This window comes from Novosphingobium sp. AAP93 (genome assembly GCF_001296055.1).
Lineage (GTDB): Bacteria > Pseudomonadota > Alphaproteobacteria > Sphingomonadales > Sphingomonadaceae > Novosphingobium.
This window is the reverse complement of record NZ_LJHZ01000075.1, coordinates 46,514-61,161: the sequence shown is the minus strand read 5'-3', so window position 1 is coordinate 61,161 and position 14,648 is coordinate 46,514. Positions and strand designations below refer to the sequence as shown.

Below are 14,648 nucleotides of genomic sequence, written 5' to 3'. Positions count from 1 at the left end.
GGCGGGGGCGGCGGGGGCGGAGCCGGCGGTTCCGGCATCGGCGCCGGCTTGTCGCCGCCGAAGTTGTAAGCCAGCGTGCCGAGGATCGAGTGCGAACGCCACTGGCCGTTGATGGCGGAGCCGCTCAGTGCGCCGCCGCCGACAAAGTTCAGCTTGTCGACGCTGAAGTAGCGATACTTCAGGCCCACATCCCAGTGCTTGGTGAGCGGGGTGCGCACGCCAGCAAGGGCCTGCCACGCGAACCGGGTGTCAGAGTCGTTTACATTGCCGAAGCCGGCCGTCGAGATGACATACTTGACGTTAGCAACGCCAACACCGCCACCGACAAAGGCCTGCAGGCCGTCATCGGGACCGAAGTCGAGCAGGCCGTTGACCATGTAGCTCAGGGCCTGCGAACGGCCCGTCAGCGTGCCGCTTGCGCGGTCAGCAGTGGCACCGGTGCTGTTGGTGACGCGGTCAGCGCGAGCGCGGCGGTAGCCGATTTCGGACTCGAGGCGGAAGCCACCGAAGTCGTAACCAACGACACCGCCGATGTCGTAGCCGGTATCGTTCTTGAGAGTGGCGGCGTTAGCGACACCAGCGATCGTGAGATCGGTCCTCTCAACGATCATCGCGCCGGCATCGACCTCGACGTACCAGGAATCCTTCTTGGCGAGCGCCGGCGTTGCGAGCGCCGTCGACGCCAGGGCCAAGCCCACGAGCAGTTTCCGCATTCTCATTTCCCCTTTATTCGAAGTCATGCCTCGGGTGCTCACGCCATTAGCGGCTCTCGTTTTTGCTTGCAAGCAAACGTGAGTGCAGCCTGTTGCCAAAAGGCAACTAAAACCAGACATGTAGGCCACGAAACCCGCGCGGAGAAGTCCTCGCAAATAGCTGCATCACCCAAGACCTGACCAAAAGGGGCAAGCGTGTCAGGCGAGCACCCTTGCAGCGCGTAGGGAAGTCAGCATGGCAGAGATTGCGGCCCGGGCCTGGTTGTCAATGACGCTGCCCCCCGTTGGCGCGGTCGGTGTGGCAGGCACGAGCCAACTGCCTCCCGCGTACACTCGGTATGCGGCGGAAGAGATGTCATAAGCGCGCATTCCCTCGCGCGGGGCAAGGAAGCGCCAGCCGCCTTCGCTCCACGCTGCGATGCGGTCGGTCTGCCCAGCGAACACGCCTGTCGCGGCGGTCCCGACCAGCCAGCACTGTCCATTCGCTGGTGCCGTTGGCGGGCTGGTAACCACTGCTTCGATCGCCGGGTGGAGCAGGGCGTCCAGCGCGACCATGGCCTCGTTTACGGTCAATTCCTTCTGGCTCTGCCCGGCGAGCATGGCTGTGCTGCGGCCCGCGCAGGGCCTCGGCGTCCGCCGCCGAATAGAGCAGCGCCTGTGCTCCGGTCGGCCACACGATCCGCCGCAGCGAGGGTTCGTAGCGGGGTCTCATGTACGGCGAGCTTATTGCCATCAGCCCGCTCTCGCCTTCCACCATCACGCTGCGTGCCTCATGCAATGACGAGGCGACGAGCGCGATCCGGGCCTCATGGTTGCTTTCGGCCACCATCCGCACCCACTCCGCACCGGCTCGCGTCTTGCCGAAGCCGCGCCCCGCCATGATCAGCCAAACTCGCCAGTCGCCTTCCGGCGGCAGCTGCGAGGCCCGCGCCCACATCGGCCAGTTCGTGAGGACAACGTCGCGCTCACCCTGATCGAGCTTGTCGGGAAGCTTCCGGGCAAGCCCGTCCACATCGTGGCGTAGAAAGTCGAGCCGGTCCCGCCTCACGCTGGATCCTGGGGCTTGGGCAGGATCGCCACGGTCATAGTGGCGGCGTCGCGCTGCGCTTTCGCCTCCATGACCCGGCGCCGCAGTTCGTCGACCTTGCGATCGATCGCGGCCCGGATTTTCTCGGCGCCGGTATGGCTCCGCTGGGCGCGTTCACGTGTCGCCATTTCCCGGTGTGCTGCCAGCAGGCGCAGCGCGGTGGCGTTGTCGAAGGTCCTGACGCCTTTCTTGGCGCCGGTGGCGGGCTTCACCTCGCCGGTGCGGAGCCGGCAAAGCAGCTCCATCTCGAGATTGTCGTAGCCTTCGCAAAGCGCCACCTGCCACTCGCGGTTGAACTCGTGATTGAGTCGCCGCCGGGAATAGGCGGTCGAAACATCGACTGATGCCGCGCGGGCCGCCGCCGCGACATTCGAGGTATCCGCAAGCGCGGCAAGGAAGGCGTCGACCCACCTGGGTCGGGCGTCCGACTTGGTGCGACGCAAAGGGGCGGCGGTGCGCGGTTTGCGCGCGTTGGATCGCTGGGCCATGAGAGTTCCGTCGCTGGGAGAAGGGACACCGGAAATTCGCTGCCGGGGAAGCGACTCGGTCTATCGCGATGTTCCCTTTATGTACTCAATCAGCGTGACGATGTCAAGAAAAATGTACCCATATGGTTAAGAACTTCGCCCCCTAGCGCTCAGGCGACGGCTCGCTTAGGGAATGTTTGGAATGCGCTGCTAAGGGCTGCTTGCGGGACCCGTCCCGATTCTGCCCGCCGGTGCCCAGTCGATCAGCCGAGTACTCAGCCCAATGCTTCGCAGCCTCTACAATTGGACCTTGGCCAAGGCCACGCACCCGCTCGCCGAAGTCTGGCTGGCCCTGTTCTCGGCGATGGAAGCCAGCTTCTTCCCGGTTCCGCCGCACCCGTTGCTCGGGCTGATGTGCCTCGCCGAACCGAAGAAAGCAGTCCGCTACTCCGCGATTGCAACCGCAGGGTCGGTGCTCGGCGGCCTCCTCGGCTATGCGATCGGCTATTTTCTCTTCGCCAGCGTCGGCAAGCAGCTGCTCGAGTTGCTCCACCTCGCCGAAAGCTTCCCCCGCGCGGCCTGCTATTTGCGCGAATACGGGGTCGAAATCATTGTTATCAAAGGCGCGACGCCGATCCCGTTCAAGCTGCTGACGATCACCGCCGGCTTCATCGCAATGCCGATCATCCCGTTCCTGCTCGCCAGCATCGTGAGCCGTTCGATCAGCTTCATGATCGTGGGCGGCCTGTTTCGCCTGTTCGGGGCGCCGATCAAGCGCGTGATCGACAAGTACCTCGGCCTCGTCACCATTGGCTTCGTCGTCTTCATCGTCGCAGGTTTCTATCTCGCCGGAGTCGTCAGCGGTGCCAGCAGCGGCAGCGCCGAAGTTTCCGCGAAGTGCGCCAAGGCGACCCTCGCAACGCTCTGATCCATTGCCCTCACGCCTGCAGGCGAGTGGGGTAAGGGGGCACTACACCCGGCGTCAGTGCCCGGGAAAGTCCATCAGCGCTTCCACGGTAACCCCAGCTCCGCGCAGCCGTTCAGCACCATGCAGGTCTGGCAGATCGATCACGAACAGCGCGTGATCCACCTTGGCCCCCGCGCCGCGTAGCAATTCGGTCGCCGCCAGCGCCGTCCCGCCCGTGGCGATGAGGTCGTCCACGATCACCACGCGGTCGCCCTTGCCGATCGCGCCGGGATCGATCTCCAGCCGGTCACGCCCGTATTCCAGCGCATAGTCGATGCCCACCGTGCGCACCGGCAGCTTGCCCGGCTTGCGTACCGGTACGAACCCCTTGCGCATATGTGCCGCCACCGCCGCGCCGAAGATGAACCCGCGCGCTTCCATGCCGGCGATCAGGTCGGCACCTGCCGCTTCTGCCATCCGTGCCAGATGCGCGATGCATGCTGCAAAGCCCTCACCATGCCGGATCAGCGTCGTCACGTCGCGGAACAGGATTCCCTTGGCGGGGAAGTCGGGCACGGTGCGCACCAGCGCCTTGATCTCATCCTTGGTCATTGCGGCCTTCCATAATCGCGCCCACAAAAAAGGCCACCGTTGCCGGTGGCCTCTGTTTGTTGCCTGAGGCGATAGTCTTAGTGCTTGTCAGCCCAGACATTCCGCTTGGCGAGGTAGGCAAGAACCGTGGCTGCCAGCAGGAAGCCCAACACCGGCCAGCCCGTCTGCTTGCGCTTGTCGAGCTTCGGCTCAGCCGTCCAGGTCAGGAACGCCGAAACGTCCATCGCCATCTGGTCGACCGTCGCCTTGGTGCCGTCGCTGTAGGTCACCTGACCTTCGCTGGTCAGCGGCTGCGGCATGGCGAGGTTCAGGTTGGCGAAGTACGGGTTGAAGTACAGGCCATCCGGCGTCTTCGCGTCGGGGAACTTCTTGAGCAGTTCCTCGCCCGCTTCGTTCTTGTAGCCGGCCTGATCGACATAGCCGGTCAGCAGCGAGTGGATGTACTGCGCGCCGCCATGACGCGACTTGGCGATCAACGAGAGGTCCGGCGGATTGCCTTGCCCTGCGTAGTACACCGGCGGGAAGTGGTCCGAAGGCAAGTTCGGACGTTCGCCGCGGTCACCGGTCTTGGGATCGAAGGTCTGGGCCTTGGTGCCCCAGTTCTTCGCGATCGCCTTCACTTCGGCTTCGTTGTAGCCCAGCGCGCCGAGGTCGCGGAACGCCACCTGCTTCAGGCTGTGGCAGTTGGAGCAGACTTCCTGATAGACCTTGAAGCCGCGCTGCAGCTGCGCCTTGTCGAAGGTGCCGAAGGGCCCGTCGAACGAGAACTTCACGTCCTTCGGGTGCATGTGGAACAGCTTCTCCGCGCTCGGCGGGGTGGGCTGTGTAGCCGCGTTGTAAGCACCGACCCCGAAGGACAGGAGCAGCGCGGCTACGAAGAAGAGGCCAACGAGCGGGCCAAATAGACGGACCATGAGGTTTCCCTTTGGATGTGCCGGGTTGGCAGGCTCAGGCGACAGCTGGGGCCGACGGCGGGGTAGCTGGAGCGAGGGTGGCGTGCTCGTCCTTGCCCAGCACGGCCTCGGTGATCGAGAACGGCAGCGGCTGCGGCGTCTCGATCGACGAGACGATCGGCAGGATCACGAGGAAGTGCAGGAAGTAGTACATCGACGCGATCTGCGAGATCATCACGTAGGGCTCTTCCGCCGGGGCGCCGCCGCAGTAGCCCAGCACGAGCACGTCGATGACGAGCGCGTAGAAGAACTTGCGGAACAGCGGACGGTAGTGGCCCGAACGGACCGGGCTCGTGTCGAGCCAGGGCAGGAAGAACCACACGAGGATCGCGCTGAACATCGCGAGCACGCCCATCAGCTTCGCCGGGATGATCAGGAAGTCCGAGGTGAAGGCGCGCAGGATCGCGTAGAACGGCCAGAAGTACCATTCGGGAACGATGTGCGCGGGGGTCGAAAGCGGGTTCGCCGGGATATAGTTGTCCGGGTGGCCCAGCAGGTTCGGTGCGAAGAACACCAGCGCGCAGTAGACCATCAGGAAGATGCCGAGGCCGAAGCCGTCCTTGGCGGTGTAGTAGGGGTGGAACGGCACGGTGTCCGATTCCTGCTTCACCTCAACGCCGGTCGGGTTGGACGAGCCGGGGATGTGCAGCGCCCAGACGTGGAGGATGATCACACCCAGGATCACGAAGGGCAGCAGGAAGTGCAGCGAGAAGAAGCGGTTGAGCGCGGCGTTGTCCGGCGCAAAGCCACCGAGCAGCCATTCCTGCAGCGGCGGGCCGACCAGCGGGATCGCCGAGAACAGGCCGGTGATGACCTTGGCGCCCCAGAAGCTCATCTGGCCCCAGGGAAGCACGTAGCCCATGAAGGCGGTCGCCATCATGAGCAGGAAGATCACGACGCCCAGCAGCCAGATCATTTCGCGCGGGGCCTTGTACGAGGAGTAGAAGAAGCCGCGGAAGATGTGGGTGTAGACCACGATGAAGAACATGCTCGCGCCGTTGGCGTGGGCATAACGGAGCATCCAGCCCCAGTTCACGTCGCGCATGATGTGCTCGACGCTGTCAAACGCCACGCCGGCATTCGCCGCGTAGTGCATGGCGAGGACAACGCCCGTCACGATCTGCAGAACCAGCGCGAAACCGGCGAGCACGCCGAAGTTCCACATGTAGTTCAGGTTGCGCGGAACCGGATAACCGGCGCCGACCGCGTTGTAGACAAAGCGGGGGAGGGGAAGCTTCTCATCGATCCACTGCATCAGCGGATGCGACGGCTTGTATTCGTTCGCCCAGGGAAAGCTCATCGTGTCAGTCCTCAGCCGATCTTCACGACAGTGTCGGAAGAGAATTCATGGGGGGGCACCTCAAGGTTCTTGGGCGCGGGGCCTTTGCGAATGCGGGCCGCGGTATCGTAGACCGAGCCGTGGCAGGGGCAGAAATAGCCGCCGAACTCGCCCTTCACTTCGCCCTCGCCGGCGCCGAGCGGCACGCAGCCGAGGTGGGTGCAGACGCCCATCGTGATCAGCCAGTTGGTCTTGCCCGCGGTGGTGCGCTGCTCGAGCGTCTGCGGGTCACGCAGGCTCGCCACATCGACCGCGTCGGCCGACTTGATTTCCTCGGGCGTCAGATTGCGGATGAAGACCGGCTGCTTGCGCCACACGGCCTTGATCGCCTGACCCGGCGCAATCGCCGAGATGTCGATTTCGGTCGAGCTTTCCGCCAGCACGTCGGCTGAAGGTGCCATTTGCGAAATCAACGGATAGAGCGCGGCGAGACCGCCGACGCCTGCGAAGCTCACCGCAGCAATATTGATGAAGTCACGGCGCCGTACGCCGTCACCAGCCATGGTAGCCTCAGCGATGCTTGCTTGTTCAGCCATTGCCATTCCCTGCCTGCGCTGCCGCCGCCACGGATCGGGCGCGATAGCGTGTCCTAAAATGTCCCACACCGATCCGGCGGGAAAGTGCCCAAAGGGACGCTCGTCCAGCCATGCCGCACCAATCCCCCGCCTGCGCGAGAGTCCGGTCCCCTTGGGCGCGCCTGATAGACGCAAAGCCTTGCGTTTGCCAACAAGCATTTTGTCGCGAAGGCGAGGCAGCTAATCGCATTTTAAACAGGGACTTGGCTGATTACTGCAAGTCATTCGCAAGACCGGTCTTGCTGCGGTGTGACAAAGTATCAATCGGCCGCCTTTCAGATGACTCGGTGGAGCCCTGCCCCATCGGGCCATCCCGGCGCCGCAAGACCCATCACCTTGAACAAGGCGCCCATTTCCGCCGGGGCGGTGAGGCGGATCGTCGCTGCCTCGATGGCCTCCGCCGCCTGGGGCGCCGCCCGCGCAAGGCTCCCGGCCCGTGCCCCGATGCCGAGGGCGGCAAGCCAGTGCCCTTGCGTGCTGGTCCCCAACCAGCGCGCACCGGCCTGCTCTGCAACTTCGCCTAGCGTGGCAAAGTCGACATGCGCGGTGAGGTCCGCCTCGCCCGGCGCGGCAAAAACATCCACTTTCCGGTGTGCGCGAACCGCCTGCAAGGTGCTGCCCAATTGCGGCTCGGCATAGCCATAGTCGATCAACAGCGCCGCGCCACCCTGCGCCGCAAGTCGGCCCGCCACTTCCTGCACGATCGTCGCCGCAGCCGGCGATGCCTCGACGATTGCGCCTTCGGCCGCCGTGGCGAAGCGCTCAGGTACCGCCGCATCCATCGGCCTTGTCCCCGCAACCGGGAGGAACGCACCATCAGCATCAAGCCCCACCATGCGTTCGCGCCAGCCGCTCGCCGTGCGCACCAGCTGCCGCACCGGCAGTGCATCGAGGAACTCGTTGGCGACGATCAGCAAGGGCTTGTCCGTCGGCAACCCGGAAAGATCGTGATGCCACACCGCGCCCGGATGCGCCGCTTCCTGCAGGGCCTTGAGCGCCGGACTGGTCTCGACAAAATGCACCTCGGGACAGAGCCCGCCGCGCCGGGCCGCCCGCAGCGCATCCCGCGCCAAAGTCCCGCGTCCAGGGCCAAGCTCCACATAGCAGGCACCCTCCGGCCTCCCGGCGCGCTGCCAGAGATCCGCCAGCCACAGGCCGATCAGTTCGCCGAACATCTGGCTGATCTCGGGCGCGGTCACGAAGTCGCCCGCCGCGCCCAGCGGATCGCGCGAGCCATAGTAGCGCGCGTTCGCCTCGGCCATGTAGTGCGCGATCGAGATTGGCCCGGTTGCCGCAATCAACCGCGCGAAAACTGCCGTCAGCCCCTCTGTCATCGCTCCCGCTCCGCGCTCAGGATACGATTGTCTGCCCCGCAGTCTGCCCGGCCGGCTGGATCGTCACCGCCAGCGGCGGGCTCATCAGCGCGCGGAACGCGAGGCCCAGCCCGATCGCCATCATCGGCAGGGTCAGCCACTGGCCCATCGAGAGCCCGCTGCGCATCGCGAAATCGAGCAGCTGCGCGTCCGGCTCGCGGTAGAATTCCACCATGAACCGCGCCAGCGCATAGCCGAGGCCAAATACCCCCACGAGCAGGCCCGGCCGCCAGCGCGCGCGGGTCCTCCAGAACAGGAGGAACAGCACGACGCCGAGGACGAGGCCCTCCAGCAGCGCCTCGTACAGCTGGCTGGGATGGCGCGGCATCGGGCCAGCGCCGGGGAACACCATCACCCACGGCACTTTCGAATCGGTCACCCGCCCCCACAGCTCGCCGTTCACGAAGTTGGCACAGCGGCCGAAGAACAGGCCCGGCGGCACGCAGACGGCGATGTAGTCGCAAGTCCGCACGAAGTTCAGCCCGCCGCGCCACGAAACCCAGGCGATGGCGATGACCGTGCCGATCAGGCCGCCATGAAAGCTCATGCCGCCCTCCCACAAGCGGATCAGCCGCGCAGGATCGGTCAGCAGTTCCGGCGCATAGAACGCCGCATAGCCAAGCCGGCCGCCGAGGATGACTCCCAGCGTGGCGTAGAAGAACAAGTCATCGGCATGGCGCTGCGCCAGCGGTGCGCCCGGCTGGCGGATCATCCGTCCGAGCTGGAAGTAGGCCAGCATGATCCCCGCCAGATAGGCAAGGCTGTACCACTTGATCGCGAAAAACCCGAGGTCGATCGCGATCGGCGACAGGCCGAGGTTCTCCCAGTGCAGCGGCGGGTGACCCGCAACAGCGGCGGCTGCGGCGGCCGATAGTGACAGCAAGGGTCAAGCTCCCTAGAGTTCTCGCAACGACGAGGTTTGTAACAGAACGGTTTTGTTTTGTGCCGCGTGCGCCGCAGCCTTGCGCGGCCTTCTGGCACAGGGCAAACCCGTCAGGCAAACCGAATAAAAGGTTGGACCCCGACGCTGTACCTTTTGCAGGGTAGCCAAGCGAATTGGGGCTGAGAGGAGAGTTCAGATACCCATGTTGACCCAGCTCGATCGGGATCTCGCCCAGGTGATGGATGGGCTTACCGCCCCCGGCGGCATGCTCGCCACCACACCCTTCCGCGCCTTCGATCGCGACCTCCCGATGATTGCTGCCGCCCCGCCCACGCTCGGCGCCTATTTCACCCAGTTCTGCACGTTCCACGGCGCGAAGGAGTACATCGTCGATGGTGATGTGCGCCTGACCTTTGCCCAGACGCTCGAAGCCGCGCGAATCGCCGCAGGCGGCCTCGTTGCCGGGCATGGCCTCCAGAAGGGTGACCGCGTCGGCATCGCCGCGCGCAATTCGGCGAACTGGATCGTCGCCTACATGGCGGTGCTCATGGCCGGCGGCTGCGCTGTCCTCATCAACGGCTGGTGGCAGGGCGAGGAAATGGCCCAAGGTATCGACATGGTCGGCTGCCGCATGATCATCGCCGACCGCCAGCGTGCCGAGCGCCTGACCGGCATCGCCCACGGTGCCGAGATCATCCCGCTCGTCCACGATTGCTATCCCTCCGAAGGCCTTGCCGCGCTCACCGCCAAAGGCGGCGATGCTTCTACCCCGCTCCACGAAGTCGGACCCGACGATCTCGCCACGATCCTGTTCACCTCGGGCTCGACCGGCGTCTCGAAGGGCGCCTACTCCAACCACCGCGGCGTGGTGCAGGGCACCTTCAGCTACCTCGCGCAGAGCGTCATGGTCCTCGGCCTGATGACCGCGCGCGGCGAGGCGCCCCCACCGAACGCGCAGCCCATCGCGCTCGTCAACGTTCCGCTGTTCCACGTCACCGGTGAAGTGCCGCTGATGCTCCAGTCCTACGCGCTCGGCCGCAAGCTGGTGCTCATGCCAAAGTGGGACGCGGTCACCGCGATGCAGCTCATCGAGCGCGAGAAGGTAACCTATTTCGTCGGCGTCCCGCTGATGAGCTACGAGATCGCCACGCACCCCGATCACGACAAGTACGACCTTTCGACTTGTGTCACCTTCGCCGCCGGCGGTGCCCCGCGTCCGGTCGAGCACGTCGACCGTATCCGCAAGGCGCTGCCCCACGCCTTCCCAATCCTCGGCTACGGCCTCACCGAAACCAACGGCGTCGGCTGCGGAAACTTCAACGAGAACTACATCGCCAAGCCCGGCAGCACCGGCACCCCCTCGCGCCCGCTCGTCGACCTTGCGATCCTTGACGATAGCGGAAACCCTGTCGTGCAGGGCCAGCTCGGCGAAGTCGCGATCCGCAGCGTCTGCAATTTCCTCGGCTACTGGGACAACCCCGAGGCGACCGCTGCCGCCATCATGCCCGATGGCTACTTCCGCACCGGCGATCTCGGCTATCTCGATCCCGAAGGCTACCTCTTCATCGTCGACCGCAAGAAGGACATCATCATCCGCGGCGGCGAGAACATCGCCTGCATCGAGGTCGAAAACGCGATCTACGCGCACCCCGGCGTCGCCGAAGCCAGCGTGTTCGGCCTGCCCGACGAGCTCTACGGCGAAGTCCCCGTCGCGGTCTATCTTGCCAAGGAAGGCTGCACGGTAAGCCCGGACGACCTGCGCACGTTCCTCGCCTCCCACATCGCCGCCTTCAAGATCCCCGTGCAGTTCTGGGAAGAACATGAAGCGCTGCCCCGCCTCGGCACCGAAAAGGTGGACAAGCGCACCCTCAAGCAGCGCTACGGGGCGCAATGGCAAGAGACGCGCAAGGCGGGATAGGCTAGAGGGGAGGGGTCATGATCACCCCCCGGATTCCCAACCAGCGCGCCATCATCGATCGCCGGGCGCTTGCCGATGCGATTGCCGAACAGGTCGCGGCGCAGGGCGACAAGGCCCGGACCGCGATCGTCGAGCTGCTGCGCTATGCCCTCGCCAAAGGGCGTGACGAACTCGCCCGGCGCTTGCGCGAAAAGCCTTCGCACGGAACCGAATGCGCGCAGGGTCAGGCCTTCCTGATCGATCAATTGGTGCGCGTGATCCACGATCACGTCGTCGGCCACGTCTATCGCGCGAGCAACCGCTCGACCGGCGAACGCATCGCGCTGGTCGCGGTCGGCGGCTACGGGCGCGGCGAGATGGCGCCTCACTCGGACGTCGACATCGCCTTCCTCACCCCGACCAAGCCGACGGCATGGTGCGAGCAGGTGATCGAGGCGATGCTCTATTTCTTCTGGGACCTGGGTCTCAAGGTCGGCCAGTCTAGCCGCTCGCTCGACGAGATGGTGCGCATGGCGCGCAGCGATCTCACCATCCGCACCGCGCTGCTCGAAGGCCGCTATATCTGGGGTGACCGCGCTCTTTACGAAGAAGGCTCGCGCCGCTTCTGGGCCGAAGTCGTCACCGGCACCGAGCGCCAGTTCGTCGCCGAGAAGCTCGCCGAGCGCAACGAGCGGCACAAGAAGCTGGGTGACAGTCGCTACGTCGTCGAGCCCAATGTGAAGGAAGGCAAGGGCGGCCTGCGCGACCTCCACACGCTCTACTGGATCGGCAAATACATCCACAAGGTTCGAGATCCCAGCGAACTCGTCGAAGTCGGCCTGCTCACCGCTGCCGAATACCGAGCCTTCCGCCGCGCCGAGAGCTTCTTCTGGTCGGTCCGCTGCCACCTCCATGCCGTCACCGGCCGCGCCGAGGACCGCCTGACCTTCGATCTCCAGCGCGAAGTCGCGCTGCGCATGAACTTCGCCGATCGCCCGTGCAAAAGCGCGGTCGAGCGCTTCATGCAGTACTTCTTCCTGCAGGCGACGCAGGTCGGCTCGCTCACCGGCATGTTCCTTGCCCAGCTCGATGAACAGTTCGCCAAGACGAAGCTCGGCTTCTTCGCCGCGCTGCGCGGCCGCCGCAAGCGCAAGATCGGCGCCTTTCCGATCCAGGCCGAAAAGCTCGGCGCCGACGGCGATGATTTCTTCCGGCAGGATCCCGTCCGCCTGATCGAGATCTTCCTCGTGGCCGACCGCGAGGGCCTCGAAATCCACCCCGAAGCGATGCGCCTCGCGCGGCGCGATTCCGGCCTGATCGACGCATCGGTCCGCCGCGATCCGCGCGCGAACACGATGTTCATGGAACTGCTCACCAGCCGCCGCGACCCCGAAACCGCGCTGCGCTGGATGAGCGAGGCGGGCATCTTCGGGCGCTTCGTCCCCGATTTCGGCCGCGTCGTCGCGCAGATGCAGTTCGACATGTACCACCACTATACGGTCGACGAGCATACCATCCGCGCCATCGGCCTCCTGTCGCGCATCGAGAAGGGCGAGGAAACCGAGCAGCATCCGATGGCGACCGAGGTCATCTCGAAGGTCGCCTCGCGCCGCGTGCTCTATGTAGCGACCCTGCTCCACGATATCGCCAAGGGCCGGCGCGGCGATCACTCGATCCTCGGCGCGGAAATCGCGATGAAGCTCTGCCCGCGCCTCGGCATGTCGCCGGCCGAAACGGAACTCGTCGCATGGCTGGTGCGTTGGCATCTCCTGATGAGTGCAACCGCCTTCAAGCGCGATCTTGCGGACTACAAGACCATCGCCGACTTTGCCGGCCGTGTGCAGAGCCAGGAGCGGCTGCGTCTCCTCCTGGTGCTCACCATCGTCGATATCCGCGCGGTTGGCCCCGGCATCTGGAACTCGTGGAAGCGCCAGCTGCTGGGCGATCTGTTCACCTCCACCGAGGAAGTGCTGCGCCTCGGCCACAAGCAATATGGCCGCGCCGAACGCATTGCCGCCAAGAAGAAGGCTGTCGCCGCCCTCCTCAAGGAGCGCGACGCCCTCATCGGCACGGTCGGCAAGCAACTCGGCGATGCCTACTGGATCGCCGAGCCCGAGGACATTATCGCGCTCAACCTCCAGCAGATGGATATCTCGCTCGATGAGCCGCTGACAGTCGAAGCCCACTGGTACCCTGCGCGCGGAGCCACGCTCGTTACCGTGCTGGCCGCCGACCACCCCGGCTTGTTCTACCGCATCGCCGGCGGCATCCACCTCGCCGGCGGCAACATCATCGACGCGCGCATCCACACCGCGCGCAACGGCCTCGCGGTCGACAACTTCCTCGTGCAGGATCCGCTTGGCCGCCCGCTCAACGAGCCCGCGCAGATCGCCCGGCTCAAGAACGCCATTGCCGATGCGCTCGCCAACCGGGTCAAGCTCCTGCCCCAGCTTGCCGCGCGCCCCTCCGCCCGCCCCCGCGCCGAGGCGTTCGAGGTCGAGCCCATCGTCATCTTCGACAACAAGGCCTCCAACCGCTTCACCGTGATCGAGGTCGGCGCGCGCGATCGCCCCGCGCTGCTCAGCCAGCTCGCCCGCGCACTGTTCGAGGCGCGGCTGGTCGTCCACTCCGCCCACATCGCCACTTACGGCGAACGCGCGGTCGATACGTTCTACGTGACCGACCTGCTCGGCGAGAAGATCGAGGCCGATACCCGCATGCGCGCCGTCGAGAAGCGCCTGATCGAAGCGGCGGAGGATCGTCGCAGCAAGGCCGCCGCGGCATGACCGAGGCGCAATACCTCGCCGGCCGCATCCTCCTCGCCATGCCCGGCATGGGCGACACCCGCTTTGATCACGCCGTCATCGCGATGTGCGTGCATGATGAACACGGCGCGCTCGGCATCGGTGTCGGCAGCATTCGCGAAGGCGTGACCCTGCACAGCCTGCTCACCGACGTCGGCATCGATCCCGGCGTCGCGCCCGATGGTCCGGTGCTCAACGGCGGTCCGGTCGAAACCTCGCGCGGTTTCGTGCTCCACAGCACCGATTGGGGCGGCAGCGGTTCGGTAGAGGTCAGCCCGCTCTGCGCCTTGTCCGCTTCGATGGACGTCCTGCGCGCCATCGCCGAAGGGCGCGGCCCCTCGAAATGGCTCGTCGCGCTCGGCTATGCCGGCTGGGGCGCCGGCCAGCTCGAAGGCGAAATGCGCCATCACGGCTGGTACGCCGCCCAGGGCCGCAGCGAGATCCTGTTCGAAACCCCCGTCGCCGCCCGCTGGGCCGCCACCTGGCGCGCCGAGGGCATCGACCCCTCCCACCTCGTCAGCCAGACCGGCCGCGCCTGAGCCGTGCCCCCTATGCTGATCCGCCGCGCCGAAGCCGGAGACGCTGCCGCAATCTGGGCAATCATCGAGCCGATAATCCGCGCCGGCGAGACCTATGCCCTAGATCGAGCGATGAGCGAGGCCGACGCGCTGGCCTACTGGCTCAGTCCTGATCGTGAGACGTTTGTGGTTGAAGCGGATGGCGCCATCCTCGGCACCTACTACCTTCGCGCCAATCAGGCTGGCGGCGGCAGCCACGTTTGCAATTGCGGCTACATGACGAGCCCTGCCGCCATGGGCCGTGGCGTGGCCCGCACCATGTGTGCCCATTCGATCGAACAGGCCCGCGAACGAGGTTTTCGGGCCATGCAGTTCAACTTCGTTGTCAGCACCAATGAGCGAGCTGTCAGCCTCTGGCAAACGCTGGGGTTCGAGATCGTCGGGCGTTTGCCCAAGGCATTCCACCATCCGGTCCGAGGTTATGTCGATGCCCTGGTCATGTTTCGCGGTCTCTGCTGAC

The 14,648-nt window shown here is 65.4% G+C and carries 14 protein-coding genes and 1 pseudogene; 5 read left to right on the top strand and 10 right to left on the bottom strand.

The window, feature by feature from the left end; translation table 11 throughout:
- The 4 genes and pseudogenes from IP83_RS12185 to IP83_RS12170 all read right to left on the bottom strand — a co-directional run.
- A partial coding sequence (locus tag IP83_RS12185) for an outer membrane protein (protein WP_156309694.1) occupies positions 1–713 on the bottom strand: 713 nt, incomplete at its 3' end.
- A 198-nt stretch (positions 714–911) separates the two neighbouring features.
- The gene (locus tag IP83_RS20925) at positions 912–1,268 is read right to left on the bottom strand and encodes a DUF2793 domain-containing protein (protein WP_231625025.1); all 357 of its coding nucleotides are present in this window, start codon (positions 1,266–1,268) and stop codon (positions 912–914) included.
- A 43-nt stretch (positions 1,269–1,311) separates the two neighbouring features.
- Positions 1,312–1,725, bottom strand: a pseudogene (locus IP83_RS20920) (terminase large subunit domain-containing protein); the annotation flags it as partial.
- Positions 1,726–1,757: 32 nt separating this feature from the next.
- The gene (locus IP83_RS12170; protein WP_197274353.1) at positions 1,758–2,288 is read right to left on the bottom strand and encodes a hypothetical protein; all 531 of its coding nucleotides are present in this window, start codon (positions 2,286–2,288) and stop codon (positions 1,758–1,760) included.
- Positions 2,289–2,550: 262 nt separating this feature from the next.
- Between IP83_RS12170 and IP83_RS12165 the strand changes: the two genes are divergently transcribed.
- Positions 2,551–3,195, top strand: coding sequence for a YqaA family protein (locus IP83_RS12165; protein WP_054122489.1), 645 nt, complete (start codon positions 2,551–2,553; stop codon positions 3,193–3,195).
- Between the two features lie 54 nt (positions 3,196–3,249).
- On the opposite strand, the gene IP83_RS12160 is transcribed toward IP83_RS12165, so the two are convergent.
- From IP83_RS12160 to lgt, 6 genes are all read right to left on the bottom strand, one after another.
- Positions 3,250–3,786: an adenine phosphoribosyltransferase gene (locus IP83_RS12160; RefSeq protein ID WP_054122488.1), complete on the bottom strand. Its 537-nt coding sequence runs from the start codon at positions 3,784–3,786 to the stop codon at positions 3,250–3,252.
- Between the two features lie 77 nt (positions 3,787–3,863).
- On the bottom strand, positions 3,864–4,700 hold the full coding sequence (locus IP83_RS12155; RefSeq protein ID WP_054122487.1) for a cytochrome c1: 837 nt from the start codon (positions 4,698–4,700) through the stop codon (positions 3,864–3,866).
- 34 nt (positions 4,701–4,734) lie between these two features.
- Positions 4,735–6,039: a cytochrome b N-terminal domain-containing protein gene (locus tag IP83_RS12150; protein ID WP_054122486.1), complete on the bottom strand. Its 1,305-nt coding sequence runs from the start codon at positions 6,037–6,039 to the stop codon at positions 4,735–4,737.
- An 11-nt stretch (positions 6,040–6,050) separates the two neighbouring features.
- Positions 6,051–6,614 (bottom strand): ubiquinol-cytochrome c reductase iron-sulfur subunit, encoded by a 564-nt coding sequence (gene petA, locus IP83_RS12145; RefSeq protein ID WP_171955454.1) that lies wholly within the window; start codon positions 6,612–6,614, stop codon positions 6,051–6,053.
- A 314-nt stretch (positions 6,615–6,928) separates the two neighbouring features.
- The gene (locus IP83_RS12140) at positions 6,929–7,987 is read right to left on the bottom strand and encodes a class I SAM-dependent methyltransferase (protein ID WP_054122485.1); all 1,059 of its coding nucleotides are present in this window, start codon (positions 7,985–7,987) and stop codon (positions 6,929–6,931) included.
- 16 nt (positions 7,988–8,003) lie between these two features.
- Positions 8,004–8,906: a prolipoprotein diacylglyceryl transferase gene (lgt, locus tag IP83_RS12135; protein WP_054122497.1), complete on the bottom strand. Its 903-nt coding sequence runs from the start codon at positions 8,904–8,906 to the stop codon at positions 8,004–8,006.
- A 205-nt stretch (positions 8,907–9,111) separates the two neighbouring features.
- Between lgt and IP83_RS12130 the strand changes: the two genes are divergently transcribed.
- From IP83_RS12130 to IP83_RS12115, 4 genes are read left to right on the top strand one after another with little or no spacing between them, the layout of a single operon-like run.
- Positions 9,112–10,827 carry a class I adenylate-forming enzyme family protein gene (locus IP83_RS12130; protein ID WP_054122484.1) on the top strand — a complete coding sequence of 572 codons (1,716 nt, stop codon included), beginning with the start codon at positions 9,112–9,114 and terminating at the stop codon, positions 10,825–10,827.
- A 17-nt stretch (positions 10,828–10,844) separates the two neighbouring features.
- Positions 10,845–13,592 carry a [protein-PII] uridylyltransferase gene (locus IP83_RS12125; RefSeq protein WP_054122483.1) on the top strand — a complete coding sequence of 916 codons (2,748 nt, stop codon included), beginning with the start codon at positions 10,845–10,847 and terminating at the stop codon, positions 13,590–13,592.
- Complete coding sequence (locus tag IP83_RS12120) at positions 13,589–14,149, top strand: YqgE/AlgH family protein (protein WP_054122482.1); 561 nt, start codon at positions 13,589–13,591, stop codon at positions 14,147–14,149. Before IP83_RS12125 ends, IP83_RS12120 begins: the two co-directional genes overlap by 4 nt.
- A 12-nt stretch (positions 14,150–14,161) precedes the next feature.
- Positions 14,162–14,647 (top strand): GNAT family N-acetyltransferase, encoded by a 486-nt coding sequence (locus IP83_RS12115; protein ID WP_054122481.1) that lies wholly within the window; start codon positions 14,162–14,164, stop codon positions 14,645–14,647.
- Position 14,648: the final 1 nt, after the last annotated feature.